At 63.0% G+C, this 24,673-nt stretch carries 23 protein-coding genes and 4 pseudogenes; 17 read left to right on the top strand and 10 right to left on the bottom strand.

Translation table 11 applies throughout. The annotated features are described in order from the left end of the window. The first annotated feature begins 377 nt into the window (after window positions 1-377). From ASD42_RS34525 to ASD42_RS23420, 5 genes are all read left to right on the top strand, one after another. The gene (locus tag ASD42_RS34525; RefSeq protein ID WP_156677554.1) at window positions 378-539 is read left to right on the top strand and encodes a hypothetical protein; all 162 of its coding nucleotides are present in this window, start codon (window positions 378-380) and stop codon (window positions 537-539) included. Further along, window positions 539-1,282, top strand: coding sequence for an SDR family NAD(P)-dependent oxidoreductase (locus ASD42_RS23430; RefSeq protein ID WP_056820591.1), 744 nt, complete (start codon window positions 539-541; stop codon window positions 1,280-1,282). The genes ASD42_RS34525 and ASD42_RS23430 overlap by 1 nt, the downstream gene beginning before the upstream one ends. Window positions 1,283-1,328: 46 nt before the next feature. After that, window positions 1,329-1,961 carry a TetR/AcrR family transcriptional regulator gene (locus tag ASD42_RS23425; protein WP_056820589.1) on the top strand — a complete coding sequence of 211 codons (633 nt, stop codon included), beginning with the start codon at window positions 1,329-1,331 and terminating at the stop codon, window positions 1,959-1,961. Between the two features lie 154 nt (window positions 1,962-2,115). Continuing rightward, window positions 2,116-2,385, top strand: a complete 270-nt coding sequence (locus ASD42_RS35385; RefSeq protein ID WP_235569798.1) for a transposase — start codon at window positions 2,116-2,118, stop codon at window positions 2,383-2,385. Between the two features lie 259 nt (window positions 2,386-2,644). Continuing rightward, window positions 2,645-3,982: an oxygenase MpaB family protein gene (locus ASD42_RS23420; protein ID WP_084787269.1), complete on the top strand. Its 1,338-nt coding sequence runs from the start codon at window positions 2,645-2,647 to the stop codon at window positions 3,980-3,982. 337 nt (window positions 3,983-4,319) lie between these two features. On the opposite strand, the gene ASD42_RS23415 is transcribed toward ASD42_RS23420, so the two are convergent. Then, window positions 4,320-5,000: a TetR/AcrR family transcriptional regulator gene (locus ASD42_RS23415; protein WP_056820587.1), complete on the bottom strand. Its 681-nt coding sequence runs from the start codon at window positions 4,998-5,000 to the stop codon at window positions 4,320-4,322. 373 nt (window positions 5,001-5,373) lie between these two features. Between ASD42_RS23415 and tatA (ASD42_RS23410) the strand changes: the two genes are divergently transcribed. From tatA (ASD42_RS23410) to ASD42_RS33965, 3 genes are all read left to right on the top strand, one after another. Then, complete coding sequence (tatA, locus tag ASD42_RS23410) at window positions 5,374-5,634, top strand: Sec-independent protein translocase subunit TatA (protein ID WP_056820584.1); 261 nt, start codon at window positions 5,374-5,376, stop codon at window positions 5,632-5,634. Window positions 5,635-5,721: 87 nt separating this feature from the next. After that, the gene (tatC, locus tag ASD42_RS23405; protein WP_084787268.1) at window positions 5,722-6,624 is read left to right on the top strand and encodes a twin-arginine translocase subunit TatC; all 903 of its coding nucleotides are present in this window, start codon (window positions 5,722-5,724) and stop codon (window positions 6,622-6,624) included. 58 nt (window positions 6,625-6,682) lie between these two features. Next, entirely contained in the window at window positions 6,683-7,396 is a 714-nt protein-coding gene (locus ASD42_RS33965) for a transposase (RefSeq protein ID WP_084787267.1), read from the top strand. An 8-nt stretch (window positions 7,397-7,404) separates the two neighbouring features. On the opposite strand, the gene ASD42_RS23395 is transcribed toward ASD42_RS33965, so the two are convergent. Beyond that, window positions 7,405-7,728 carry a WhiB family transcriptional regulator gene (locus ASD42_RS23395; protein ID WP_084787266.1) on the bottom strand — a complete coding sequence of 108 codons (324 nt, stop codon included), beginning with the start codon at window positions 7,726-7,728 and terminating at the stop codon, window positions 7,405-7,407. Window positions 7,729-8,317: 589 nt separating this feature from the next. On the opposite strand from ASD42_RS23395, the gene ASD42_RS23390 reads away from it, so the two are divergent. Next, window positions 8,318-8,782 carry a hypothetical protein gene (locus ASD42_RS23390; protein ID WP_156677553.1) on the top strand — a complete coding sequence of 155 codons (465 nt, stop codon included), beginning with the start codon at window positions 8,318-8,320 and terminating at the stop codon, window positions 8,780-8,782. 17 nt (window positions 8,783-8,799) lie between these two features. On the opposite strand, the gene hemC is transcribed toward ASD42_RS23390, so the two are convergent. From hemC to ASD42_RS23375, 3 genes are all read right to left on the bottom strand, one after another. After that, the gene (gene hemC / locus ASD42_RS23385; RefSeq protein WP_056820577.1) at window positions 8,800-9,729 is read right to left on the bottom strand and encodes a hydroxymethylbilane synthase; all 930 of its coding nucleotides are present in this window, start codon (window positions 9,727-9,729) and stop codon (window positions 8,800-8,802) included. 92 nt (window positions 9,730-9,821) lie between these two features. Beyond that, entirely contained in the window at window positions 9,822-11,747 is a 1,926-nt protein-coding gene (locus ASD42_RS23380) for an AMP-dependent synthetase/ligase (RefSeq protein WP_056820575.1), read from the bottom strand. An 11-nt stretch (window positions 11,748-11,758) separates the two neighbouring features. Further along, window positions 11,759-12,616, bottom strand: coding sequence for an oxygenase MpaB family protein (locus ASD42_RS23375; RefSeq protein WP_056820572.1), 858 nt, complete (start codon window positions 12,614-12,616; stop codon window positions 11,759-11,761). A gap of 196 nt (window positions 12,617-12,812) precedes the next feature. Here ASD42_RS23375 and ASD42_RS23370 point away from each other — a divergent pair, with 196 nt between their 5' ends. The 6 genes and pseudogenes from ASD42_RS23370 (at window position 12,813) to tatC (ASD42_RS23345) (ending at window position 18,698) form a co-directional block, all read left to right on the top strand. Further along, the gene (locus tag ASD42_RS23370; RefSeq protein ID WP_056820570.1) at window positions 12,813-14,459 is read left to right on the top strand and encodes an acyl-CoA synthetase; all 1,647 of its coding nucleotides are present in this window, start codon (window positions 12,813-12,815) and stop codon (window positions 14,457-14,459) included. Window positions 14,460-14,856: 397 nt separating this feature from the next. Next, entirely contained in the window at window positions 14,857-16,089 is a 1,233-nt protein-coding gene (locus ASD42_RS23365; protein WP_063893719.1) for a PucR family transcriptional regulator, read from the top strand. 76 nt (window positions 16,090-16,165) lie between these two features. Next, entirely contained in the window at window positions 16,166-16,783 is a 618-nt protein-coding gene (locus ASD42_RS23360; protein ID WP_156677551.1) for a YdcF family protein, read from the top strand. A gap of 250 nt (window positions 16,784-17,033) precedes the next feature. Further along, window positions 17,034-17,345, top strand: a pseudogene (locus tag ASD42_RS23355) (oxygenase MpaB family protein); the annotation flags it as partial. Window positions 17,346-17,431: 86 nt separating this feature from the next. Continuing rightward, complete coding sequence (gene tatA, locus ASD42_RS23350) at window positions 17,432-17,692, top strand: Sec-independent protein translocase subunit TatA (RefSeq protein ID WP_056820943.1); 261 nt, start codon at window positions 17,432-17,434, stop codon at window positions 17,690-17,692. Between the two features lie 87 nt (window positions 17,693-17,779). After that, a pseudogene (gene tatC, locus ASD42_RS23345) lies at window positions 17,780-18,698 on the top strand (twin-arginine translocase subunit TatC). A 22-nt stretch (window positions 18,699-18,720) separates the two neighbouring features. Here the strand turns inward: tatC (ASD42_RS23345) and tatB are convergent. Together tatB and ASD42_RS23335 are read right to left on the bottom strand one after the other, a co-directional pair. Then, entirely contained in the window at window positions 18,721-19,131 is a 411-nt protein-coding gene (gene tatB / locus ASD42_RS23340) for a Sec-independent protein translocase protein TatB (RefSeq protein WP_056820562.1), read from the bottom strand. Window positions 19,132-19,145: 14 nt separating this feature from the next. Then, window positions 19,146-20,327 (bottom strand): PucR family transcriptional regulator, encoded by a 1,182-nt coding sequence (locus tag ASD42_RS23335; protein WP_056820559.1) that lies wholly within the window; start codon window positions 20,325-20,327, stop codon window positions 19,146-19,148. 335 nt (window positions 20,328-20,662) lie between these two features. Here ASD42_RS23335 and ASD42_RS23330 point away from each other — a divergent pair, with 335 nt between their 5' ends. Further along, complete coding sequence (locus tag ASD42_RS23330) at window positions 20,663-21,769, top strand: acyl-CoA dehydrogenase family protein (protein WP_056820557.1); 1,107 nt, start codon at window positions 20,663-20,665, stop codon at window positions 21,767-21,769. Between the two features lie 182 nt (window positions 21,770-21,951). On the opposite strand, the pseudogene ASD42_RS33960 reads toward ASD42_RS23330, so the two are convergent. The 3 genes and pseudogenes from ASD42_RS33960 to ASD42_RS23315 form a co-directional block, all read right to left on the bottom strand. Next, window positions 21,952-22,650, bottom strand: a pseudogene (locus ASD42_RS33960) (AMP-binding protein); the annotation flags it as partial. 23 nt (window positions 22,651-22,673) lie between these two features. Then, window positions 22,674-23,062 (bottom strand): annotated as a pseudogene (locus ASD42_RS35890) (enoyl-CoA hydratase-related protein); the annotation flags it as partial. After that, complete coding sequence (locus ASD42_RS23315) at window positions 23,059-24,045, bottom strand: NAD(P)H-dependent flavin oxidoreductase (RefSeq protein WP_056820549.1); 987 nt, start codon at window positions 24,043-24,045, stop codon at window positions 23,059-23,061. The pseudogene ASD42_RS35890 and the gene ASD42_RS23315, both read right to left, overlap by 4 nt. 231 nt (window positions 24,046-24,276) lie before the next feature. Here ASD42_RS23315 and ASD42_RS23310 point away from each other — a divergent pair, with 231 nt between their 5' ends. Continuing rightward, complete coding sequence (locus ASD42_RS23310) at window positions 24,277-24,549, top strand: aldehyde dehydrogenase family protein (protein WP_056820546.1); 273 nt, start codon at window positions 24,277-24,279, stop codon at window positions 24,547-24,549. Window positions 24,550-24,673 lie beyond the last annotated feature (124 nt).

Genomic DNA, 24,673 nt, shown 5'->3' with positions numbered 1-24,673 from the left:
TGCTCCGATCATCGCTTGAAGTATGGTCAGTAACTTAGCCAGAAGGGTCGGGGAGTACTGGATCGCTCGCCTAGGCCGTCGCGTGCAGAATCTCGTCGTCTGTAGCCGATTTTGATTCGCAAACACCGCTGTAAGAGGCGCATGCCGAGCGCGGCGGACCGAAATCGCCGCGTCACCATGGCCGATCTGCGGGCGAGCGGCGATTTCGGCCCGCGACGACAGGTCTCTAGCTGGGAACAGGTAATAACATAGTGCCGTAGACTCGACGATGCGTCTCGCTTTCGGCGCACAAGCACCGTTCCGATCCGAATAGAATCATGATTAACTTGCGGACGTTGTCGCCGACCGTCGGCGACGACGCGCGAGGAGAGTCAAAGATGTCCGCTGTCATCGTCGACGTGATTCGAACACCGCCCGATGAGGGGAAGTTCGGTGGGGGACTGTCGCACGTGCGCCCGGCTCCCCTGCGTGCCGGTGTGCTGGTCGATCGTTCCCGCTCGACGATCGTGGCGTCCCCCGGCGCGGGATCGGCGCATTGATGACGAATCGACGATGCGCCCTGATCACCGGCGGCTCGCGCGGGATCGGCGCCGAGGTCGCGCGGCGCCTGGCCGAACTCGGCTACGATCTCACGCTCGCCGCCCGCGACAAAGCCGTGCTGGACAGCACTGCTGAACAGCTGCGCCACGACCACGGTGTCGACGTGGTGACCGTGATCGCCAATATGAACGATTCCGAGCAGCTACAGCGGCTCGCCGATGTCCACGCCGACCGGTTCGGTCGCCTCGACGTGTTGGTGCACTGCGCGGGTACCGGCACCGCCGGACCGGTAGCGACCATGAGCGCCTCCAGCTACAACCGTATGTTCGACATCAACGTCCGGGGTCCGCTGACCCTGGTGCAGCACTGCCTGCCATTGCTGCGCGAGACGGCGAAGGACAACCCCGGCGCAGGCGCGAAGATCGTTGCGCTGGCCTCGATCACCGGTGTCGCCGGCGAGCCGGGCTTGGCCGCCTATGGGGCCTCGAAGGCAGCCTTGGTGTCCCTCTGCGAAACCATCTCGCTGGAGGAGTCCGCGAACGGTGTCAGCGCGACGGCCATCTCACCCGGCTATGTCGATACCGATATGACGGCGTGGAAGCGCGAGGAGCTCGACCGTGCGGCGATGCTCACCACCGGCGACATCGCGGAACTGGTTTTGGCCATCACTCGTCTGTCCGCCAATGCCGTCGTCCCCAATATCGTCGTATCCCGGTCGGGAGGCCAGCTGTGGCGAGCGTGATCGGCGGCCCGTCGCCGACTCGGGCGGACAGATCGAGCACTGCCCGATGACCGCCACGCGCGGCGACGTGGGGAACATGCACATCTCTGCCCGCGCAGCTCGCGGCGTCGCCCGTGCGGGTCGCCGCGAGGTCGTCATCGACGCCGCGCGTGACGTCTTCGTGAATCACGGTTTCCATGGCGCCAGCATGGAAGAGATCAGCATCAGGGCGCAGGTGAGCAAACCGGTGCTCTACGACCACTTCATGGGCAAGGTGGACCTGTATTCCACTGTGCTGCAACGCTATCTGGACCACATGACCGATGGGATCCGTCACGCGCTCCGCACGACCACGGGGTACGAGAACAAGGTCCGGCGCGTGGTATCAGCCTATTTCGACTTCGTCGACGAAGACGACGGCGCGGGATACACACTCGTCTTCGACACCCCGGTTCCGAGTGAGCCGAGCGTCGAGGGTCGGGTGCGTGTCGCGATGACCGAGTGCGCCGCACTTGTCGGTGCGGAACTCGACGCGGCGGGGATGGATCACTACCGCGCCCGGGCCTGCGCATTCGGTCTCGTCGGTGCCAGCCATCTGGCGGCGCGCTACTGGTTCGACGCCGGTCGCCCGATCCCCAAGATCGACGCAGTCGACACCACCGTTGCCCTGTTCTGGACAGGTCTGTCCGGACTCGGCTAGCGCGAACCGGTGGGGTTTTCGGATCGTCTAGGCCGTGTTCAATAAGTGGGTTGATGCCGCCACGGTGGACGTTTAATCGCCTGTAGCCCTTGGGGTTTGTCGTGTCGATGCCGGGAGATGGGCGAGGTCTCCGGTAGATAGTTTGTTTAGCGTAGTGGCATCGACGCGCGCGGACCTCATCGATGAGCAATGGGCGGCGCTCGAGCCTGTTTTGCCTGTCGGTAAGAAGTCCGGGCGCCCGCCGAAGTGGATGAAACGGCAGCTCATCGATGGGATCCGTTGGCGGACAAGGGTCGGTGCACCATGGCGGGATCGTGCCGTGGCCACCCGATACGACAAACTCGCCGTCCGTTATCTGGCCACTGTTCACATCGCTGCGATCAATATCTGGCTCGGTACCGGCCAATTCTTGAACACGGCCTAATGCATGTTTCATGCATCCAACGCAATATAGACCTCGAAGATGCTGGCATGGGGCTATTTTCGGGAAGATCTGACGCGGCACTGGAACAGACGAGGTGGTCTCCGAAGATGCACACCGGAATTGGTTGGGGGCACTGTGAATTGACCCAGAGTACTTATAACGCGGTTCTGATCGCTCTCGCCCGATGATAAAAAGGTACGGCACTTGCCTCTGCGTATCACTGCAGCGGCTGCACTGCAATTACTGAGGACGTGAGTCGATGAACAACCTGAACAGACGTGACGCATTGAAGGCCGGCGGGATGCTGGCGGGGATCGGGGCGCTGTCCCTGTCGTTGTTCACCGCCCCGCCACGAGCGCAGGCGTGGAGCTGGTCGGCCAGCGGCTCGGTCGCCGGCTCCGGCGACGGGGTCGATCCGATGACCGTGTGGGATCCGGCAGCCGACCAGGTCATAGCCGAGATCCTCGAGAGCGGCCAGGTGCCCGCGATCAACAAGATCCTGGCTACCTGGACCACCAACAACCAGCCCACGCCGTCGGGCCTGCCCCCGAATCTGACCGCCTTCATCGAGCAGGCGCGCCAGTTGCCGGCCTGGACCGATCAGTCGAAACTGACTGCGGCGGACGACTTCAACTCCAAGCAGGGCCCGTTCATCGGCACCGCTTACGGGTTCGGGGCCGGCCTGTTGGCGACCGTGATCCCGCACGAGTCACGCGCCGTGTACTACTCCAAGGGCGGCGCTGATCTCCAGGATCGCATCGCCAAGACCGCCAAGCTCGGCTACGACCTCATGGCCCAGCAGCCGTTCGGGCCCAACGGTCATCTGATCGTGACCTGCGTCAAGACGCGCATGGTGCACGCGGCGGTGCGGCACCTGCTGCCCACATCGGCGCCGTGGCTGCAGGTGGCGACCGAGTCTCCCAAGATTCCGATCAGTCAGAACGACATCCTGGTCACCTGGCACAGCCTACCGACCACCATCATGCAGAAGCTGAAGGCCTGGAAGGTACCCGTAACCGACGCCCAGTCGGCCGGCTTGCTGCACTCATGGCAGGTGACCGCGCACCTGCTCGGCGTACAGGACCAGTACATCCCCGCGACGTGGGACTCCGCGAACGCTCAGTCCAAGCAGGTGCTGGACCCGGTTCTGGGCCCCACGCCCGAGGGCACCAAGATCGCCGACCACCTCCTCACCATCGGGCCGGTACTGGCTGCTACCAGTTTTATCACCAAGCCGATGCTCGCCTCGTTCACCAAGTTCGTGCTCGGTGCCCAGGTAGCCAAATGGCTCAATCTGAAGACCGACGGGATCTGGGACGGCATCTTCGCGACGTTGTGGGGGCCGTTCGTCCAGCTCTACCAACTCGGCAGGATCGTCCCTGGTGTCGACGCGATCTACTTCCAATTGACCGAGTTCATCAAGGTAGCCGCGCTGTTGTACCTCAATAGCGGCGGTCTCAAACTGGAGCTCCCGATCCCCACCACCAACAACCCGTCGATCACCGGCACACCGCCCGCCACCACCACCCCATACGCTACGACGACTACGACACCGCCCACTACGACAGCACCCGCGACGACGACACCTCACAGCTAGCCTCGCCCAGCCACGCCAATTGAGCTGTTGTAGTCCTCGAATGGCGAAAGGCGCTCCGAACTAAAATGATTCGACTTGTCTAAGGTTGGATCAGCAGTTCGAGGAGCGCCTTTCTGGTGAGAAAGTCTACGTGGTGATACCCGCCGCTGAGAGTTGACGGGAACGGATCGCAGGTGGTGGCCCCACGCTGGCGCGGTCGCGTTGCTGCGGACCGCGGGAATCGGCCTCTCCGGTCCGAAGCTCATCAGAATTGCCGGTTCCAACGTGGTGATGCTCGATGTTCAAACCTGGATTCATACGCAGAAGGCGATCATCTGGGTGTGGCCCTGCCGGTCGATCAGTCCCCGGAGGTCACCGGATTCAGCATCGGAACGAGAAATTGTCGAGCGATCGTGGCAAGTTGAGCATCGTTGTCGAGGTCGACGACATGGCTGGGGATCGCCACGAAGGAGGCGCAGACCCTAACCATCAGTTCGGCTACCAGATCGGCGTCTACTCGGCTGTGAACATTGCCGACAGCTTGCTCACGGCGAAGCTGACCGGCGACGAATTTCTGGACTGCGGCGATGTTTCGACCTCCGTCACCGATCATCGAGCTCGCAAGTCGGTCTGGCTCGACGGCGATCATGCCATCGATGAGGGGGTTGTGCCGAATAGCGCGTAGCGAGCTCACGAACCCAAGTACGAGCCGATCAGCGACTGTCTCCGCGTGCTCGATATCGAGAAGAAACTGGCTGAAATATCGCCTGTACTCCCGCAATAGCACCTGCTCGACCAGTACGTCCTTTGTGGCGAACCGTCGGTAAACCGTGATACGCGAGAGATGGGCCCGCCTGGCCACGTCCTCCATCGTGGAACGTTGGATACCCATCCGGCAAAACTGTTCGTAGGCAGAATCCAGGAGTCGCGCGCGGATTTCGTCCACATCGGCAACATCGTCGACCGCCTCGAGGTACGCGCGTTCGAGAAGAGACGTCTGTTCCGAGGTCCTCGGTCCGGTCGGCAGAACGGGTTCCACAATCTTCCTCCTGGCGCGGTTACTCCTTCGTCACAGTGGCCTCTGTGTGGAGTCACATCCTCCTTTTATAGCAGACTCGGGCCACCGTGTGTTCCTATTGAGATACGCAGTCACGCAATCGGTTTCAGTACATCTCGAGATGCATTTCAGTCTTGAGGAGGAACATAATATGGACAAACTCAGTAGGCGAGATGCTTTCAAGTTGGGCGGCGTTGGGGGCTGTAGGAGCACTGGCCGTGGCGTTGCAGACTCGCGCGGAGCCTTGGACGTGGTCACCCGAAGTGTCGGTTTACCTGCGCGCCGGGAGCATACGAATCTCGGGCCGGAATCAAATTGATTCCGGGCCCGAACCCTGCAAGTTTCGGAGGCAATCATGGGTCAGTTCAGCGTGTGGCATTGGGCGATCGTCGCAGCGGTCTTCCTACTGTTCTTCGGTGCCAAGCGGATGCCGGACGCGGCTCGCGGCCTGGGGCGTTCCCTACGCATCTTCAAGAGCGAGGTCAGCCAGATGCAGTCCGAGACAGACAGTTCCACACACGACACCCCAGCTCAACAAACCGCGAAAGTGTTGCCGCCGACCCAGTCGTCGGCACCCGCGGGCAGCGAACGAGTGTTTCTGTCGAAATCGCACTGAGCGTCGTTCCGGTACCGAAGTGAGCCGGCGCTCACTTCGGGCACGCGATATCGCCCACCGGGTGACACCTTTGAGGTCTGACATACCATGCGAAATCTATTCCATCGCGGCCGCAGCGCACGTCGGGCGAATCCAGACGGCACCATGTCGATCGTTCAACACCTGCAGGAGTTGCGCACTCGACTGTTGATCTCGGTAGCCGCGATCCTGGTCACGACGGCGTTCGGGGTCTATTGGTATGCGTATTCGGTCCTCGGACTCCAGAGCCTGGGTGATGTGCTGCTCGGACCGTATTGCTCACTCGATCCGTCTGCACGGGCAACGCTGACCCCGGACGGTTCCTGTCGGCTACTCGCGACCGGTCCGTTCGAACAATTTATGCTCCGCCTGAAAGTTGGATTCACCGCAGGGGTGGTGCTCGCCGCGCCGATGTGGCTGTACCAGTTGTGGATGTTCATCACGCCGGGCATGCATTCTAAGGAGCGTAAGTATGCGGTCGGATTCGTCGCTGCTGGCTCCGTGTTGTTCACTATGGGCGCGGTGCTGGCGTACCTCGTCGTCGCCCGTGCGCTGAGTTTCTTGCTCGAGATCGGAAACAACGCACAGATCACGGCTTTGAGCGGTTCGGAATATTTCAGCTTCATCATCCAGTTGCTGATCATCTTCGGAGTCAGTTTTGAAACGCCGGTCATCATCATCGGATTGAACGTTATCGGGGTGCTCACCTACGAGCAACTGAAGGCGTGGCGACGCGGAATCATCTTCGGCCTCTTCGTCTTCGCCGCAGTGGCAACCCCGCAGGATCCGATCTCGATGCTCGTGCTCGCCGCCGCATTGACCGTGTTGTTCGAAGCAGCGGTACAGTTCGCTCGAATCAAGGACAGCAGACGCGCGCGGCGCGAGATCGACGAGGGTTACGCTGCGCTCGATGATGAAGAAGCTTCGGCCCTCGGTGCCGCCGATCCGATCGACCTGCCGAATCATCGGTGAAGTCACCGGAGAAGGTCACGCGATCGGTGCGCGATATTTCGATCCGCTCCGATGACCGATGATCCCGCTGAAATCGGCTGGCCGATCACCAACGGTTCCCTTGCCCTGGGCCACCAGCCGGAAATCAGTGGCGGCGGCGGTCGAGTTGGTGATGGCGGCAACGGGTGGGCCGTTCCCGCAGTGCAGGCGACGAGCAGACCAGGACTGGTCTGCACCCGACAGTGACTTTGCAACCCGTTGGCAGATTGACGCGTTGGCGGAGTCAGACCGCGCCCTCCTTGGCCAGTCGCTCAGCCGGCGATCATTCGCCGACGGGCTGCCGGTGCTCGGCCGGGACGCAGGGGGCCTGTGCAGTCGCCCGTTCTGCGCCGACCTGTTCGAGGGTCGGATACCGGCATCGGGTAGGAAGACATCAGCAGCCGACGTCAACGACCACCTCGTGCTGCCCGAACCACTCGATCGAGTACGACCGTTACGAGGACGCCCCGGCCGACCACGCGAGAAGATCACGACCCTGATCGCGGACAAGGGCTACGACTACCCCCGGGTCTACGACGAACTCGAACAACGACGGATCACCGCCTATATCCCACGCCGCGGCACCCGCGACAAGGTGACCGCCGGCCGCTGGATCGTCGAGCACACACTGGCCCTACTGCACCGATACCGGCGTTTGGCCGTCCGTTGGGAACGTCGCACCGACATCCATCAAGGATTTCTCGACCTCGCTGCTGCGCTGATCTGCTGGCGACGACTCAGCAATCGAACTTGATAGGAGCTCTAGGTGTCCGCAGGGCGCAACGAGGTTCGACGCCGGTGCCTGGCGCGTTCCAATGCCGTCATTCCACCCCAGATCCCATGCGTCTCACCGGCTTCGATCGCGTAGGAGCGGCAATGGGTGAGCACCGGGCACGCCCGGCAGATCTTCTTGGCGTGCAGGACCTGGGTGCGGACTGATCCGAGGCGGTCTTCGGTGCTCGGAAAGAACAGCTCCTGGTCCATCTGCCTGCACCGGGCAGTCAACTGCCAGTCCCATGCTGCGGCTGTCGGCCCAGGGAGAACGACACGCGCACTGCGATCAGGTCGTCGAGTATCGGCAGCCATCGGTGTTCTCCTGGTGATCGTAAGTCGGAATTGTCGAGTGCGCCCTGACGCCGGATTCGGAAGTCGACCGTATTCACGCTTCGTTATCGATGAAGGCCGCGACAAGGTGGTCGGTCGATATCGGCGAGCGAGCTGCGCAGCGGTCGGCTAGATCGTCCGGCATGGCCACTTCGGCTTCTCCTCGTCGGTCTAGTCGAACATGCGCTCGAGCAGGCACTTACTCGCTCTCCGCAGTCCTAGCCAAATAGAATCGACGTTAACTTAACAGTTGGAGGAGTGGATCGCCACAGGTGGCGGCAGATGGTCGAGGTGGTGCCAGGTGAACGAACCGGCAGTGCCCACCGGGGGAGTCGAAGGGGTGGTTCTCCGGCATCGGCCTCGACGCGTCCGACGTCCGCGCGGATACGACGGCGATGTTTCGGGATTGTGGTTCGCAACAATTTTCACAGGGGGCGAATGTGTTGCAGATGAATCCGCTTCGGCACGTTATGGATGAGCTCGCAGCGTGCAATTAGTACACTCGCGGTGAACGGTTTGAAACTCCAATCCACGAATATTGCCCATGCTACGCTTGGCCATGCGAAAGGTTATGCTGTATACCGATCGTCGTATTCTAGAATTCGCTCAGATCTTGTGCATGCCGCTATCTCGTGTAGCCCTTTTCTTCGTGTTCTTCTATTTCGGGACGCTGAAGCTACTCGGGTTGAGTCCCGCGACGCATCTCGTGGAAGAGCTGACACGGCAAACAATAGGAATGCAGTACTTCGGTGCCGCGTTCATTGCTCTGGCATTAATTGAATGTCTGATCGGCGTCCTCTTTCTGATCCCGCGAGCGACACGAGCGGTGATTCCGCTGATTTTTGCGCATTTGATGGTCGCGTGCTCCCCGTTGGTGCTGGCACCCGCCTTTGTGTGGGATGCTCCATTTGTGCCCAATATGGAGGGCCAGTATATTTTCAAGAACATTGCGCTGATGGCGATCGCGGTGGGTATCGCCGCGCGCGTCACGCCTATGCGAGACCGCCGCCGAGCGAGGCCGAAGCATCGACGGTGACGCCGTGCGTGCTCGGGTCAGTGCGGGATATCGTCGATCAATCGCCGTGCGCCCTGACGCAGCAGGTTCGACCCGATGAAAAATCCCAAGGCCTCCGGATCGTCATCGACACCCCAGTCCTGGGCATCGAGCCATCGGGATCCGTCCGCGGAGAAGACGGTGCCGCGCAACACGATCCGCCCGCCGGGGGCGTCTGTCGCCAGCCCTGCGATCGGAGAGTTGCAGTGTCCCTGCAGGGCGTGCAGCATCGCTCGTTCGGCCGTTGCCTGGCGGCGGGTGCCAGGATGGTCCAGCTGTGCCGCGAGCTGCTCCACCTCGCCATCATCGTCGCGACACTGCAGCACAATGATTCCCGCACCGATCGGCGGGCACATCTGCTCGACCGTGAGGGTTTCGGTGATTCGGTGCTGCTGGCCGACCCGTCGAAGGCCTGACACAGCGGCGATGATCGCATCGAAATGACCCTCGCCGAGGCGAGCCAGTCTGGTGTTGACGTTGCCGCGCAGCGGCTGGATATCGAGGTGCGGGTGATGGAGTCGCAGTTGCGCTGTTCGGCGGACGGAACTTGTGCCGACGCGCGCACCGGCGGGAAGGTCCGACAGTGCGGCGCCGGTGCCGCTGATCACGGCGTCGTGGACATCTTCGCGGGCCAAATAGGCGGCGAAGGTCAAACCCGGCGGGATGGGGACATCGCCGGGAATATCCTTCAGGCAGTGCACCGCCACATCGGCCTGGTCATTGAGCAACGCACCATCGATCTCCTTGACGAACGCGCCCTTACCGCCGAGCGCCGCCAGGTCGCCCATCCACCGGTCACCCGCCGTTGTGAGTTTGATCAGCTCGGTTTCGGCGCCTAGCCTGTTGAGGCCTGCTGCCACCTGTTCGGCCTGATGAACAGCCATCGGGCTCGAGCGTGTTGATATCCGAATTCTGCGTGAACGGTGCATAGTGACCCTTGCTTTTGTCGCCGTGTTTCGTGTCGGCGAAATGGATAGGATTTCCGGGCTCACGGCGGCGAGAGGTGCGGTATCGCCGCGGATTACATTCCACGTGACGGCCAGCGGACCGAATGCTGTTCGGTCCACGCGTTCCTCTTGTTGCGGAGAACACGCTTCGGTGGTGCTACCGCCGCGGCTACCTCTACGGCCGTGCTCGGTAGCGAGGAATGGTAGAGCGACTCGATTTCCGCGCCGTAGTTCTGCTCGATCATCCGGCGCCGCAAGCTTGATTTGGGAGTAACTTCCGCGCTACCGAGCCGCCAGACATGGTCCAGCAGTGCGAACCGCCGGACCTGCTCGGGCCCCGACACGGTGGAATTCGCCGCGCGAACGGCTTCGGACACCGCTTCGCGAACCCCGGGTCGTTTGCACAGAACATCGAGCGTCGCCGGCTCGACGTGCGCCAGTCGAGCATCGGCGGCGATGGCCTCTTCGTCCAGGGTGATCAGCGCTGTCAGGTAGGGCCGCTGCTCACCGATCACCATCACGTGGCCGATCAGGAAAGACGCGGCGGCGATGGCGTTCTCGATGATCGCCGGAGAAATATTGTCTCCCTCATCGGTGATGATCATCTCGCTCTTGCGCCCGACGATGCACAGTCCACCCTCGGCATCGATCTCTCCGAGGTCGCCCGTACGCAACCAGCCCTCGGCGTCGATGGCCCGGTAGGTGGCCGCCAGGTCCTGATGGTATCCGCGCATGACGGTCGGTCCGCGCGCGAATACCTCGCCATCGAGACCGAGTCGCAGATCGAGGCCGGCCACCGGCATCCCGACCGACCTCGTCGACAGATCGGTCGGCGAGGTCGTGGTGCAGACGCCAGTGGCCTCGGTGAGCCCCCAGACCTGGGTCAGTGGGATTCCGAACGCATGAAAGAACTGGGTGGTATCCCCGGACAACGGCGCGGCACCCGACACCGCGAAACGCACGGCGTCCAGGCCCGCTGCGCGGAGGACTCGGCGCAGCACCAGCCGCTCGGCCAATCGAGCCCGAAGCCGTAGTCCCGGACCGGGTCGGCCGCCTTCGATGCGCGCGTTCGCACACTTCTGCCCGGCAGTCAGTGCCCAACGGCCGATCCTGCGGGCGGCCGCGTTCGGGTGAGTATCGATTCCACGCTCGATCGCGGATTTGGTTTTCTGCCACACCTGGGGAACCCCGAACACGATCGTCGGGCGCGTGTCCGACAACGCCTCTGCCAACTTCGTCGGTTCATGGAGAGTCGTGACCTGAACACCACGGACCATGGCGCCGTAGTGAGCGGTTACCCGGTCGGCGATATGGGCGGCCGGCAGGTACGACAGGATCCGATCCTGGGGACCTACGGGCAGGTGTTCTGCGAGCCCTACCAATTGGGCCAGGATGTTGGCATGCGATAACTCCACGCCCTTCGGTGAACCGGTCGTACCGGAGGTGTAACTGATTGTCGCGAGGTCGTCAGGGCGGACATCGCGCCAGACCGAGTCGAAGATGTGCGCCTTCGTTTTCATCTCGGCGAGTCTTTCCAGCGGTAGTGTTCCGCGTTCCGCATCGTCGACGCAGACGATGACCTCGAACATCACCCCCGCCTGTCTGAGAACGGGCAGGAACCGGCTCTCGGTGACAATGATTCGGTTTTCGGCATTGGCGCACACTTCGGCGATCTGCTGTGGTGACATCGTGTTGTAGATCGAGAACGGAGTCGCGCCGACGTGCAGCGCGGCAGCGTCCACCAGGTGGAATTCCGGCCTGTTCGACAGCATCAGGCCGATCGTCTCACCTTTTTCGACCGACAGTTCGAGCAGTCCGCACGCGATGTCACGCACAGCCTCTCCGTATTCACGCCAGGAGAACTGACTCGTGCGGTCATGGCTCCGCAATGCGGTCGTGTCCCCTCCCATCGCGACGGTCGCTTGAAATGCCTCGGGCAAAGTGAAGACGAAATTGCCGCAGCGATGCGGGAAAGCGACCGAGGATCTGGCCCGATGCACCCTGTGCCCGCTCAGATCAAATTCTTGCCCTGGGATCGACGCTCACGCATGTCTTCCAGGTAGCGCTCGAAGGGTTGAGCTCGCCAAGCGTCCGGCAGCACATCGAGCAGCCGACCGACGGTGCGCATCACGATTTCGAACACTCGCTGCCTGCGAGGACTCCATCGCAGGCCCAACGCGTCACGGAACTGCTGTGGCAGAAACCCGGTGGTGAAGAAGCGATTGGGCCGACCGAACAGCACGCGGGTGCTTCGACTCCATGCCGCCAGCTCGACTACGTAGTTGAGCAGGTAGGTGCGGACTTCGTCGTCGAAGGACAGATCACTGAGCATCGAGTCCCAGTACAGATCGAAGGCTGCGCGGTCGGCCGGCCACAGCTCGGCGGGCATCTGCAGAGTTGTCCCGAACCTGGCGGCATCGTGATACATCTCGTCGGCATCCTGCTCGTTCATCCCGCCGTACAGCAGGTTCACCGTATCCAGGACGCCGCGGTACAGGCAGGCGGCGACCCACAGTTGGAGCCGGGGATCGAAGGCGTTGTACCGAACAGGGCTGTGCGGGCCCGAGCGCACCTGGCGGTGCGCGGTGCCCACCGCGGCACGGTATGCCGCCCGGTCTTCGTCGGTTCCGATCATCGCCACCGCGAGATAGGTGAGCGTGGTTCGACCGCGCTTGGCCGGTCGCGTTGCGTAGCTACCTGATTCGACGACGCTTTCCACCACACCGCGCCCCACCGGCGGCAGGCTCAGCTGCATGATCACATTCGCCGGGCCGCCGAGCAACGCGCCGACGCCGTTGAGGTAGCGGTGGCGGCGCGCGATGTCGTCCGAGACATCCTGCGGCCGACCAGCCCTTGCTGAACGGGTCATGGCCGCCCTCCGGTTCGAAAGGATGAGAGATTCACGCGCTCATGTTCTCACCGGGGCCGGGCTTCCACAATGCTTTTCCGCACTTTCGACAGCATTAAGTTACCAACGATTCCTCCACAGGCTACGATCGCCATCGGCTGTCGGTGTGTAGATTCCGATCGCTCGTCCCGAGTACCCGAGCCCTTCGGAGGTGTCCATGTCGGCGATCCCGAGTATGCCCGCAGCCCTGGTCAGAACCATGTCCGACGGCCTGTCCGCCGTCAGGGTTCTGCGCAGGAGCGGCGCGATCGAACTCCAGAACCCGGTGGAACTGCTCCGCACCGCCAAGGATGCGACAGTGCTCGGTCCTGTCGTCACCGCGTTCGCGCACGCGGCTCGCCACAACGGCGCCGCCGCTGCCATCGTCGACGAGCGGGGGCCGCTGACCTTCGAAGAGCTCGACCGTAGGTCGAACGCGGTGGCCAACGGCCTTGCCGCGCGGGGGATCACGAGTAACACCGTGCTGGCCGCACTGTGTCGCGACCATCGGGGGATGGTCTTGTCGCTTCTCGCCGCGGGCAAGCTGGGTGCGCGAATCGTGTTGCTCAATACGGGAATGGCGGGGCCGCAGCTGGTATCGGTGGCCGAGCGCGAAGGCGTCGGCGCGATCCTGCTGGACGCGGAGTTTCTCGACCGCTTCGGTAATCTGCCCGATAAGTTACCGATTATTCTAACCTCGGAGGATGGCTGGGCGAGCCATGGACAGCTCACTCTGGATGATGTTCGAGCGGGTCAGAGCACCCGCCCGCCGGCGAGTCCCACACAGCCCGGCGGGATCGTGGTCCTGACCAGCGGCACGACCGGAACACCGAAAGGTGCACCGCGGGGCAAAGTGTCGCCATTGCAATCGGCGCAGTTCCTCGACCGGATCCCGTTGCCGAGGGCGAGTACGACTGTGCTCGCGGCGCCGGCATTCCACGGCACCGGTCTGTCCCAGCTGATCCTGGGCTGGGCACTGGGAAGCACGATCGTCTTGCGGCAGCGGAAATTCGACCCGCGCCGCACGCTCGCCGATATCGAACACCATCGCGCGGGCACGCTGGTACTGGTACCCACGATGTTGCAGCGCATCGTCGATCTGGGCGAGTCCGTACTGGCCGAATACGACACCTCCTCGCTGAAGGTGATCTTCGCGGCCGGATCCTCCATTTCGCCCGATTTGAGCAGGCGTACCGCGCTGGCGTTCGGTGAGGTGCTCTACAACCTGTATGCCTCGACGGAGGTCGCGGTGGCGGCCGTCGCCACACCCGACGACATGCGTGAAGCGCCTGGCACCGTCGGTCGTCCACCCGTGGGCTGTCGGGTCGCGATCTACGACGAAGCCCGCCGTCGGGTCACCGACCCGGGCGTGGTCGGCACCATCTTCGTCGCCAGCGCACTCAGTTTCGGCGGTTACACCGACGGCACGGGTAAGGAGATCGTCGACGGAATGCAGTCCAGTGGCGATGTCGGCCATTTCGATACGGCCGGAAGGCTGTTCATCGATGGTCGAGACGACGACATGATCATTTCCGGCGGAGAGAACGTCTTTCCGCTCGAGGTCGAAAACCTGCTCGTAGAACGACCTGACGTCCTCGAGGCGGCGGTCGTCGGGGTGGACGATCGCGACTTCGGAAAACGCTTGCGCGCGTTCGTCGTGCCCGCACCCGGTGCTTCGTGCGACGCGCAGCAGATAAAGGACCACGTCAAGGCGGCCCTCGCGCGGCACAAGGTCCCGCGGGACGTGGTGTTCGTAGACGAGTTGCCACGCAACGCCACTGGCAAACTGCTTCGTCGCAAGCTCGAGAACGCCGACCCGTGGTGAGGGCCGAATAGATGGCTCGAAATATCGAGATCCACCTTGTCGACGACATCGACGGTCGCGCGGACGAGACCGTCATCTTTGAGTAGGAATATGCAGTAACTTAGGTCGAGCTTGCCTGCCCGCCTCGCTCTCGATGTAGTTCGCTCGGGTGTCTGGTGCTGGGATAAGAGCGGCGTTGACCAGCGAGAAACGGTGCTTTGAGCCATGTTTGAGGCGGAACTCGATGTGGCAGGTGTGAGGGTAGAGGCGTCGGAGCGGTGAAGGGTAGAGGCGATTCGAGCCTCAGTGGCCTGGAATGAGGACTAACATAACCTTGTGCTGGAGTGCCCGCCGTGGGAGACTGCTTGCCAGCCATCGCCGCCGAGAGGCGACGTTGAACGCAGTGAGGAAGTCATCGATGACTACCGACTATTCACCAAGAATTGATTCTGTACGGCCCCGTGCGGCCACGGCAGAATCCTCCATCAGAGTCCGAGTGCTCGCCGACGAGCTGGTCGCCCGCATGCTCGAGAGTGTGGCCACGCGGCGCGGTGGCGTCAGCGATGGCGCCTTGGCTACCGTTGATGTTCTACCATCCGGTTCCACGCTGGCCGCAGTTCCGGTCCGTGGGCGAGGCGACAGCGTTCGACATCGCATCGCCGCGTCGCCGTCGGCGCGTATCGAGGTGCCGAGTGAGGTGATCGATCGCGCGATCGATCAGGGTTTCGAAACCAGTCTGGAGCAGATCGCCTCGAGTCTGGTCGGCACCGACGAGCAGAAGCTGACGGTAGTGCGCCAACTCGCGACCGAGATGCTGGACAGCGTTACGGCGGCGATATCGCTGGCGTACGCCGACCACGTCGAGTCAGACGTCGTCGAGGATCAGCGGACCAGAAACGCGCTAGCGGTCGCGTTGCTCGGCGGGCAGGACACCTCTGCGATCACGCGGTGTAGTGGCTTCGAGATCGCCGAGAGCTATTCCGTGCTGGCGGTGCACTTTCCAGCCCGTAGCGACGGCAGATCCGGCACCTTTGTTACCCAGATGGACGTCCGGCGGATGATACGCAATATCCGGTCGGCCCTGGATTCGCAATGGTCGGTGCGTTCATTGTCGCGACTCGACGTGCGCGGTGGTGTCGTACTCATACCGTCGGCCGAAGCCGGGGATCTCGACAACTTGTTGGCTGATCTGTCCGCTGTGGCCGGACTCGAGATGACCGCGACCTGTGCGGAGGCCTCGCCGACGGAAATTCCGGAGACCGTTGATCAGCTGTACGAACTTTTGGACCTGACGCAAAGAATGCAGCGTCCACCTGGCCTGTTTCGTTTCGCTGATCTGGCGGTCGAATATCAGTTGACCAGGCCATCTCCTGTGCGTCGACACCTCGAAGCGATACTGAACCCGCTCGATGATCACCCTGTTCTGATGCAGACCTTGTGCACGCACCTCGACAACAATCTGAATCGTCGCCGAACCGCCCGACAGCTCAGTGTTCATATGAATACTATCGATTATCGACTGAAAGGAATCAGCAAGCTCACGGGCTTCGATCCTTCGTCGGCCGACGGGCTCTGGTATCTACAGTCGGCGCTGGTCGTGCGTAAAGCGAACTATCAGGAGAACGATGTCGGTCGCGGTGTCATCGCATAGCCGGTAGTTCTGCAAAAGCGGTACAGCATCGTCCGCGATTCGGCGGCTGATTATCAGAGTTTTGGTGGTCGAATTGATGGAACCAACGGAATATTCCGGCGGGGAGCGATCGGCTGCCGATCCGCTGGTCTGCACGGCGACAATTGTCGCGGCACTGCTCAGGATGCCGTCCGGAGCCACCGACGATGGCGTTTCAGCGATGCGACGACGCACTCGCGCAGTGACGAGCGGTGGTCCACTGGTCGTGCCGAAGTTCGAATTCCACGGGCCGAATACGGCGATCGTGGTACTCGGGCACGGGGTGCCACCAGGCGGTGCCATGTGTCGGGACTCGATCAGCCGGCTGCGCACGGGATATGTGCAGGCGTTGCTGGCCCCGGCATCGCCGATCGTTGTCGCCGGTGGGCACCCTGCGCGGGGAAGCGTCGAAGCGGCGGCTATGGCGTGCTGGCTGATCGCTGTCGGGATGGTGGCCGAGCGTGTGCACGTGGCGCCGCCGGACGTCGACAACGACGACGGTGCCGCCCGGTCGTCGGCACGGCTCCTGCGGGCGATCGGCATACGAGAAGCGGTGGTCATCAGCTCTGCTGATCACATCGAGCGCGCTGCCGAGGTGCTCGCTGCGACGGGGATCGAGGTGGTCGGCACGGTAACGCCTGACCAGGTGCCTGCGCTCGCGTGGAATACGGTCTGAGCCGGTAGGCAGCGGTCATTTGCTTTGATTGTTCATAGGCCGTATTCAGAATTTGTGAAGAAATTCCATTGATATCGGCAACGTGTCTGGCTCACAGCAGTGGCTGTGCGAAGTCACACCAGCATTTTTACGGCATGTGAAGACGCGACATGTTGTTCTTGGAATACGCAGAGGCGAATTACTTTCCATCGCATCATTGCCTGCGTCTGTACTCGAGATGGAGCTGAACGTGGACAATATGAGTACCGAGAACGGCCAGGCGTTGCCGACCGGACTGCCCAGTGAGTTGCGTGATTTCATGGTTCTGTACGGGTTCACCAGCGGCATGATGAGCACGGTCATCCCGAAGGAAGCTCGCGCGGTCTATCACTCCCAGGGCGGTGCGGACATGAAGGACCGCATCTCCAAGACCGCGAAGCTCGGCTACGACATCGGCACCGCGAACGCGTTCGAGCCCGACGGCGAGATGATCGTGACCTGCGTCAAGACTCGTCTGGTTCACGCAGCCGTCCGCCATCTGCTGCCGCAGTCCGAGCATTGGAAGGCGGCAGCCGACGAGGAGGTGGATCTTCTGAGCTGAATCTCGGAATTCCCTGGCTCGCAATCGGATTGATTCCGAGCCGACCATGTCGAATGCAGGAGGTAAAGATGGGTCAGTTCAGCGCCTGGCATTGGTTGATAGTCGCTGCTGTCTTCGTGCTGTTCTTCGGTGCGAAGCGTATGCCGGATGCCGCTCGCGGCCTCGGGCGGTCGCTACGAATCTTCAAGAGCGAGGTGAGTCAGATGCAGTCCGAGGACGCGGACTCGGCGAGCGAGCGGCCGCATGAGCCTGAAGGGCTGCCTGCGTCGGCACCGCCGACCACAGCACCGTTCAGTGAACCGATGGCTTACCGATCGAAGACGCTCTGAGCGTTGTGTCGGTACCGAAGTGGGCGAGGGCTCACTTCGGTACCCCACTGTCGTCGACCGAGCCGCACTCTCGAAGGGCCTACCATTATGCGCATTTCGATCGGCCCGTTACGGGGCAAGCGTCGGACCAATCCTGACGGCACGATGTCGCTGGTCCAACATCTACAGGAGCTGCGTGCCAGGCTGCTGATCTCGATGGCCGCTGTCGTGGTCACGACACTGCTCGAGTCTATTGGTACGCGCATGCGGTTCTCGGAATCCAGAGCCTGGGCGATGTATTGCTCGGGCCGTACTGCGCGCTCGACCCTCGACGCGCGCGGCGCTCACACCCGACGGATCGTGCCGGTTGTTCGCGACCGGTCCCTTCGAACAGTTCATGCTCCGGCTGAAGGTCGGGTTCACCGCGGGGGTGGTGTTCGCCGCGCCGGTGTGGCTGTATCAACTCTGGTCTTTCATCACGCCGGGGCTCTATGCCAAGGAACGCCGGTACGCGGTGTGGTTCGTCACCGCGGGGACAATCTTGTTCTCGACAGGCGCGGTGCTGGCGTATTTCGTGGTCGCCCACGCGTTGAGCTTCCTGCTCGAAATCGGCAGCGAGGCGCAGATCACCGCGTTGAGCGGTTCAGAGTACTTCGGCCTGATCATCCAGTTGCTGATCATCTTCGGTGTCAGCTTCGAGACACCGGTGATCATCATCGGATTGAACGTGATCGGAGTGCTCACCTACGCACGGCTGCGGGCGTGGCGACGCGGAATGATCTTCGGGCTCTTCGTCTTCGCCGCGGTCGTCACGCCGCAGGACCCGATTTCGATGCTGGTTCTGGCTGTCGCGTTGACTGTGTTGTTCGAAGTAGCGGTGCAGTTCGCCCGAATCAATGACAAGCGGCGTCGCCGACGCGCAGTGGCCGAGGGCGACGATCTGCTCGACGACGAGACGGCTTCGGACCTGAGTGCGCCCGATCCGTTGATCTCTGCTGAACCGATCTCGCCGCAGCCCCAGAGATAGATCCTCGTCCCCGGGGGACCTTTCAGGTGTAGTCGGTTGCTTGCCACCCGTGCGGCGCCGACGATGAAGGCGGTTCGGTCGCTGGGGGGCCGGGAGCCGGCTTACTGACCACGTCGAGATCTCCGGTGGTGGGTAGCGCACCCTCGATGTCACGCAGCATCGAATCGTCGCCATCGAAGAGATGTTGGGTGAGCAGCGATCGAGGCGACATGCCGCGCATCTTGTTGAGCTCGGCAAGGGGTTTGCGGAGTTCTTCGAACTCCGGGCCGATTTCCTGCTTCAAGTGTGTTGTCGCGCCGCCGGCAAAGTCTCGCAGTTGGCGCATGCTGTCGATCGTCCAGCGCAGTGCGCCGGGCAGGCGCTCCGGGCCGATGATGATGAGGGCGGCGATGACGAGAATGATCGTCTCACTCCACCCGACGTTGCTGAACATCTACGTGGGCTCCATCAGTTTTCCGGGCCGTCATCGCGGCAGTCTCGGACGACCATCGCCGACCGCAACTGCCACAGCTCCGATGCCCGCGCCGGGTTGAGCCCGGTGAGCCGGGCAATTCGGCGAAGTCGGTAGTCGACGGTATTGGCGTGGATATTCAGGATTCGCGCGGTCTGCGCCCGGTTCAAGTTGTTGGCGATGTGCACCCGTAATGTTCTCCGCAATTCGGGATACTGCTCCAGCGGCGCCAACAAGTCGCCCAGCCGGGAAAGACCTGGTCCTGGCCGCGAAAGCTGGTATTCCAGTGCCAGTTCACCGAATCGATAGAGGCCAGGTGCGCAGGCGAGTCGCTCGACGACTTCGAGTATTTCGTGTGCGGTTTTCGCTGCTGAGGCGATATCGGCGGTGGGCGCCGATACCACTGCTGCGACGAGTTCGACCTGTGCCGCCTCCGCCAACGCTGTGACCAGTGCATCGAGTTCGTGCTCGGCCACCGCCTCGGCCGGGATGAGAACCGTCCCGCCGTCGGCAGACAGCCGCGCCAAACCCTGGCCGTCGCTGTGTCGGTTCAGGGCTTTCCGCAACCTGCGCAGGTAGTGCAAGGCGATCCCGGCGTCCGGGTTCTCTCGAATCGCGATGGCGAGCACCGAGTACGTGGCAGCGATGGTGATGCCGCATTTGCGGGCCATGGCGGGTGTCCACTGTCCGGCCAGCAGGGCGGAAGTGAGAGTCCGCTCTGCGTCCGGTCCGAATCTCGCTCCGCCGTGCTCGCCGATGTACGCGTGAGCAACGGTCATGCAGAGCTGATCACTGATCGTCATGGCGATCTGGAATCCATCGATGACAGTCTCGCGGGTGCAATCCTGGTACTGGACGAACATCTGGCCGACAACGATCCGTATGCCTTCATGGAAACCGTGCAGGACGAGGTCGATGGGTACGCCTTCGCCCGCCAATCCCGCGGCGATGATCGCGAGTTCTCCGAGTTCGTGCGTGATGTCGCTGCCCGCGAGCATCCCTTGCGCGACCTCAAGAGAAGTCCGGGTGATTGCTCCGAGTCTCGTCGCGATCGGCGTGCCGGGCGAAATATCATATGTCGCTACATCGTCGATGAAATGGATGACGAGTTGATCGGTCAACGATGCCACATCGTGCAGTGTTCGCCGCCATGCGGCATTGCCGGATGGGATTGTCATCGTTGGTACCCCTTTCCGCGATCCTCGACCGACTCGGCGGGTGAACCCGAAATCAGCACTCTGCGACTGATATCGGCCTCGCATGAGGATCCGTCGCTGTGCTCGAGCTGAGTCAGTCGGGCAGGCGGGGCCCGCACAGGCGAACCGACTATGTTAGCGGCAGCTCGTGCGGTGCATCGCGTTCCGAGCAGTCGATGCGGAATGAACAGTAACATGACTACCCGTGAACACACTATAGTGTTAATACACAGTCGAATTCCGGCAATCGATAGCGAAAATGGCTGGTAACTTAGGGTTGTTGGGTCGGCGATGGTCGGCGACCGTGCGGGAGGATCATGGTGTCCGCGGAGTCGGGCCGCTCCGTTGTCGCGGACCTGGCCATGCGCACCGAGTTGCTGGTGCGTGACGTTGTGATCGACGTCGAAGATCGATTTCACGGCATTGCTTCCGATTTGCCCGATGACGTCCGTGCGGCGCTGCACACGGCTGCCAGAACGGCCGGTGTGTTCGCTCCTCAGATAGGCACCGAATTCGGCGGTTCGGGTCTGAACATGCGCGATCGTCTTCCGATTGTCGAAGCGTCCGGGTATTCGCTGTTCGGGCCGCTCGCGCTGAATTGCGCCGCGCCCGACGACGGCAACATCTTTCTGCTCGAACAGCTGGCATCGGCGGCACAACAGGATCGATACCTGATCCCGCTGGCGGCCGGACGCATCCGTTCTTGCTACGTATCGACCGAATCGGCGGTCGTGGCCAGGGTCGGGCGAACGGGGCTGCCCACCATGGCCGAGCGCACCGGTGCCGGATGGGTGATCAACGGCCGGTCGAGGTTCGTCCGCGGTGCCGTCGGCGCCTCCGTCGCGATCGTGACCGCACATACCAGCGCTGGTGGCGGATCTCGCGGCGGTACGACGATGTTCGTGGTGGACGCCGACACTCCGGGCTACACGCTGCGTCGCGATGTCGATTCCCATCGGGCACGGACGTTCGGTGGCGATGGCGAGTTGGTGTTCGAGGATCTCGAGGTCGGCGAGGACGCGGTGCTCGGCGAGGTGGACCGTGCCGTCGACTATGCCCTGGCCAGGGTCGGACCGGTGACGTTGACCGCCTGCATGCACTGGATCGGATCGGCGCGTCGCGCCGCCGACATCGCCGTCGAACGGTCGACCGCGCGCACCTCGGTAGGAAGCGGCGCAGGTGTGGTCGAGCAGTTCATCGTCGACAACGAGGTCGATATTCTGGCCGCTCGGGCACTCGTGGACCGGGCCTGTCTGCTGTTCGATGTCGGGGAGCCCTCGGCACAGGCGATCTCGATCGCGACAACGTTCGTCGTCGAAGCGGTGGGCCGGGTGGTCGACCGCTCGCTACGGATCTGCGGTGTGCTGGGGGTTACCGATGACGCGGTCCTGTCGAGATTGCATCGACAGGTTCGTTCGCTCTGATCTCGGAACACGGCCGAGCAGAGCCCGCGATCGGCGCTGCTGTTCACCGCGTTCGGCGGTGGCCACCTCGGCTCAGTTGCCGAGTGGACCACCGCCGAAACCCACAGCGGGGCTTTCTCAGCCGATGACCGCGGGCGTCGAGCCCGGCGAGCCGTGCCGCGTGCGCAGTTCGTGCTTGACGATTCGCGCATCGAAGTCGGGCCGCGATAAACGATTTCGCCGATCTCGCCCTGGGCGACATCGTTCATCTCGTCATCGACGACGCGGGTGGCGATGGTGGGGATCGGCTTGCCGACGGGGCCGAGCTTGCGGATCGCGTCCTCGCGGTCGAGGACGCAGGTGATCGGCGACATCTCGGTCTGCCCGAAGACTGCCACGTTGAGCGCGTTCGGGAAGGTCTGCGCCATGGCTCGCAGCACGGTGTCGGAGGCTGGGGCCGCGCCCCAGCTGATCACCCGCAGCCGTAGATCGCGCTGTGCGACAGTCGGATCGGCGCACACCACCTGCCATTGGGCGGGCACGAGGAACACCGAGGTCGCGCGTTCGCTTTCCCAGGCGTCGAGCACTTCGCTCGCGTCGAAGGCCTCGAGCGGATGGTTCACCGTCAACGCACCGAGGACGAAACACGACGCGATGCTGCCCAAACCGGCGATGTGGAACAGCGGCGAGGCACAGAAGGCGATGTCGTCGGGGCTGTAGCGCATGGCGCGAATACAGGTGAGCGCCTGCGAATTCATGTTCAGGTGGGTCAGGACCGCGCCCTTGGGGTTTCCGGTGGTGCCGGAGGTGTACATGATCAGGGCGGCGGTGTCCTCGGTGACATCGCGCGGCTCGTGCGGTTCGCCGTTCTCGGCAATGAGGTCCTCGTAGCCGAGCACCCTGTCGTCGGTCGGTGCGCCGACCACAGGTAGGCGCTGTCGGCCGCGTAGACGAGATCGGCGGCCAGTGCGATCGAGGCGCCGACACCGGCGGCAGGCCCATTGACGCGAGCGATCACCGGAAGCGGCGAGGCGATGATCGCGTGGATCACCGCGTTGGCGCTGTCCATCACGACCCGCGGTGCCGCCTCGTTGCCGCCGGCGGCCGCGGCGGCGGCCAGGTCGGCGCCCGTGCAGAACGCTGTGCCCGCACCGGTCAGCACGATCACCCGAACGGAGGGCCGATCCGCGGCCGCGCGGATGCGATCGCCCAGTTCGGTCAACGCGGCGAGATCGATCGCGTTCCGGCGTGGTCGGCGGTCGATCGTCAGCGCAGGACGCCGCCTGCTTCCTCGACCAGAATGCTTTCGCTCATCGGGCCACCGTTTCGACGATCGACCCGGACAGGCGCCCCGCGATGAGCGCCTCGGCTTCGCGCACGATCCGCGCCACCAGGTCCGCGCAGGTGGGAATGTCATGGATCAAGCCCTGACACTGGCCCACACTCCAGATGCCCGCGTCGAGGTCGCCGTCCTCGTAGACCTTGCGGCCGCGAGCACCTGCCACGAGTTCGCGGACATCGTCGAACGTGCCGCCACCGCGCTCGATCTCGACAACCTGGCGGCTGACGGCGTTGTCGGCGACTCGGGCAGTGTTGTTCAAGGTCCGGAAGATCAGCTTGGTGTCGAGCTCGGTGTTGGCGACGATCTGTTCCTTGACCACATGCGCGATCGGCGATTCGACAGTGCACAGGAACCGGGTGCCCATATTGACGCCGTCCGCGCCGAGCGCCATCGCGGCGACCAGTCCACGAGCATCGGCGATGCCGCCGGAGGCGATCATCGGGATCTCGATCTCGCGAGCAGCGGCGGGAATCAGGACCAAGCCCGGTGTGTCGTTCTCGCCGGGGTGACCGGCGCATTCGAAGCCGTCGATACTCACCGCGTCGACGCCGACCTGCTGGGCCTTGAGCGCGTGCTTGACGCTGGTGCACTTGTGCAGCACCTTGATGCCCGCGTCTTTGAGATAGGGCAGGTGGGTGGCCGGGTTGCCACCGGCGATCTCGACGATCGAGACGCCGCCGTCGATGATCGCCTGGCGGTACTCCGCGTAGGGCGGCGGAGTGATCGAAGGCAGGATCGTCAGATTCACCCCGAACGGCTTGTCGGTGAGGTCCCTGGTCCGGGCGATTTCCTCGCGGAGCGCTCGCGGGGTCGGCTGGGTCAGTCCGGTGATGATGCCGAGACCACCCGCCTCCGAGACCGCGGCCGCGAGTTCGGCACGGCCGACCCACATCATCCCGCCCTGCACGATGGGGTGCTCGACACCGAAGGCCTCGGTGAATTGGGTGCGCAGCATGGAGCCTCTCTCCGCTCAGGAGTTCTGCGCCGGCGGCAGAGAAGCCATGGGCTCTTGCATCCGGCTAGAATAGTGATTAACTTAGTGAGAATGGTTGTTAACTTAACCGAGCTGGAGCGTTCCTGTCAACGAACTCGGGGCAAGTGTGAAAGCGTTGGGTCCACCCTGGTCGACCGATGATCGGGTGTGTGCGGACCGGCCCGATCCGACTCCTGCCGAAAGAAGTCAACGATGACTGAATCTCTTGTCGCAGAGGCCGTTGAACAGCAGTTTCTCGAAACCCACCATCCTGTCACCGGTGAGATTCTCGGTCGTCGGCCGGTCGCCGACGAGGCCGCTGTGGCCGACGCCGTCGCATGCGCTCGCGCGGCCGCGTCCCGCTGGGCGGGCATCGGCGCCAAGGCCAGAAAGGCCGCGCTGCGGCGATGGGCGAAGCATCTGATCGCCAACATCGACGATGCGACTCATCCGCCGCGTCACCACGTTGCGCTACCGCACCGGTAGCTGATCCTCAACTCATCGATAACAAGGGAGAACTTCACTATGGGCGTCGAATTCAGCCCGGAACAGCAGGATTTCGCGGCGGCGGTCGCCGCGTTCGCCAAACGCGAGGCAGGTACCAGGGAAA

Source organism: Nocardia sp. Root136 (assembly GCF_001427185.1).
In the GTDB taxonomy this organism is placed as follows: domain Bacteria; phylum Actinomycetota; class Actinomycetes; order Mycobacteriales; family Mycobacteriaceae; genus Nocardia; species Nocardia salmonicida.
This window is presented reverse-complemented; position numbering and strand designations above follow the sequence as displayed.

Bases quoted from the DNA above. Each gene is read 5' to 3' on its own strand.
- ASD42_RS34525 (WP_156677554.1), top strand. From the start codon at position 378: ATGTCCGCTGTCATCGTCGACGTGATTCGAACACCGCCCGATGAGGGG.
- ASD42_RS23430 (WP_056820591.1), top strand. From the start codon at position 539: ATGACGAATCGACGATGCGCCCTGATCACCGGCGGCTCGCGCGGGATC.
- ASD42_RS23425 (WP_056820589.1), top strand. From the start codon at position 1,329: ATGACCGCCACGCGCGGCGACGTGGGGAACATGCACATCTCTGCCCGC.
- ASD42_RS23420 (WP_084787269.1), top strand. From the start codon at position 2,645: ATGAACAACCTGAACAGACGTGACGCATTGAAGGCCGGCGGGATGCTG.
- tatA (WP_056820584.1), top strand. From the start codon at position 5,374: ATGGGTCAGTTCAGCGTGTGGCATTGGGCGATCGTCGCAGCGGTCTTC.
- tatC (WP_084787268.1), top strand. From the start codon at position 5,722: ATGCGAAATCTATTCCATCGCGGCCGCAGCGCACGTCGGGCGAATCCA.
- ASD42_RS33965 (WP_084787267.1), top strand. From the start codon at position 6,683: ATGATCCCGCTGAAATCGGCTGGCCGATCACCAACGGTTCCCTTGCCC.
- ASD42_RS23395 (WP_084787266.1), bottom strand. From the start codon at position 7,728: ATGGCTGCCGATACTCGACGACCTGATCGCAGTGCGCGTGTCGTTCTC.
- ASD42_RS23390 (WP_156677553.1), top strand. From the start codon at position 8,318: ATGCTGTATACCGATCGTCGTATTCTAGAATTCGCTCAGATCTTGTGC.
- hemC (WP_056820577.1), bottom strand. From the start codon at position 9,729: ATGCACCGTTCACGCAGAATTCGGATATCAACACGCTCGAGCCCGATG.
- ASD42_RS23375 (WP_056820572.1), bottom strand. From the start codon at position 12,616: ATGACCCGTTCAGCAAGGGCTGGTCGGCCGCAGGATGTCTCGGACGAC.
- ASD42_RS23370 (WP_056820570.1), top strand. From the start codon at position 12,813: ATGTCGGCGATCCCGAGTATGCCCGCAGCCCTGGTCAGAACCATGTCC.
- ASD42_RS23365 (WP_063893719.1), top strand. From the start codon at position 14,857: ATGACTACCGACTATTCACCAAGAATTGATTCTGTACGGCCCCGTGCG.
- ASD42_RS23360 (WP_156677551.1), top strand. From the start codon at position 16,166: ATGGAACCAACGGAATATTCCGGCGGGGAGCGATCGGCTGCCGATCCG.
- tatA (WP_056820943.1), top strand. From the start codon at position 17,432: ATGGGTCAGTTCAGCGCCTGGCATTGGTTGATAGTCGCTGCTGTCTTC.
- tatB (WP_056820562.1), bottom strand. From the start codon at position 19,131: ATGTTCAGCAACGTCGGGTGGAGTGAGACGATCATTCTCGTCATCGCC.
- ASD42_RS23335 (WP_056820559.1), bottom strand. From the start codon at position 20,327: ATGACAATCCCATCCGGCAATGCCGCATGGCGGCGAACACTGCACGAT.
- ASD42_RS23330 (WP_056820557.1), top strand. From the start codon at position 20,663: ATGGTGTCCGCGGAGTCGGGCCGCTCCGTTGTCGCGGACCTGGCCATG.
- ASD42_RS23315 (WP_056820549.1), bottom strand. From the start codon at position 24,045: ATGCTGCGCACCCAATTCACCGAGGCCTTCGGTGTCGAGCACCCCATC.
- ASD42_RS23310 (WP_056820546.1), top strand. From the start codon at position 24,277: ATGACTGAATCTCTTGTCGCAGAGGCCGTTGAACAGCAGTTTCTCGAA.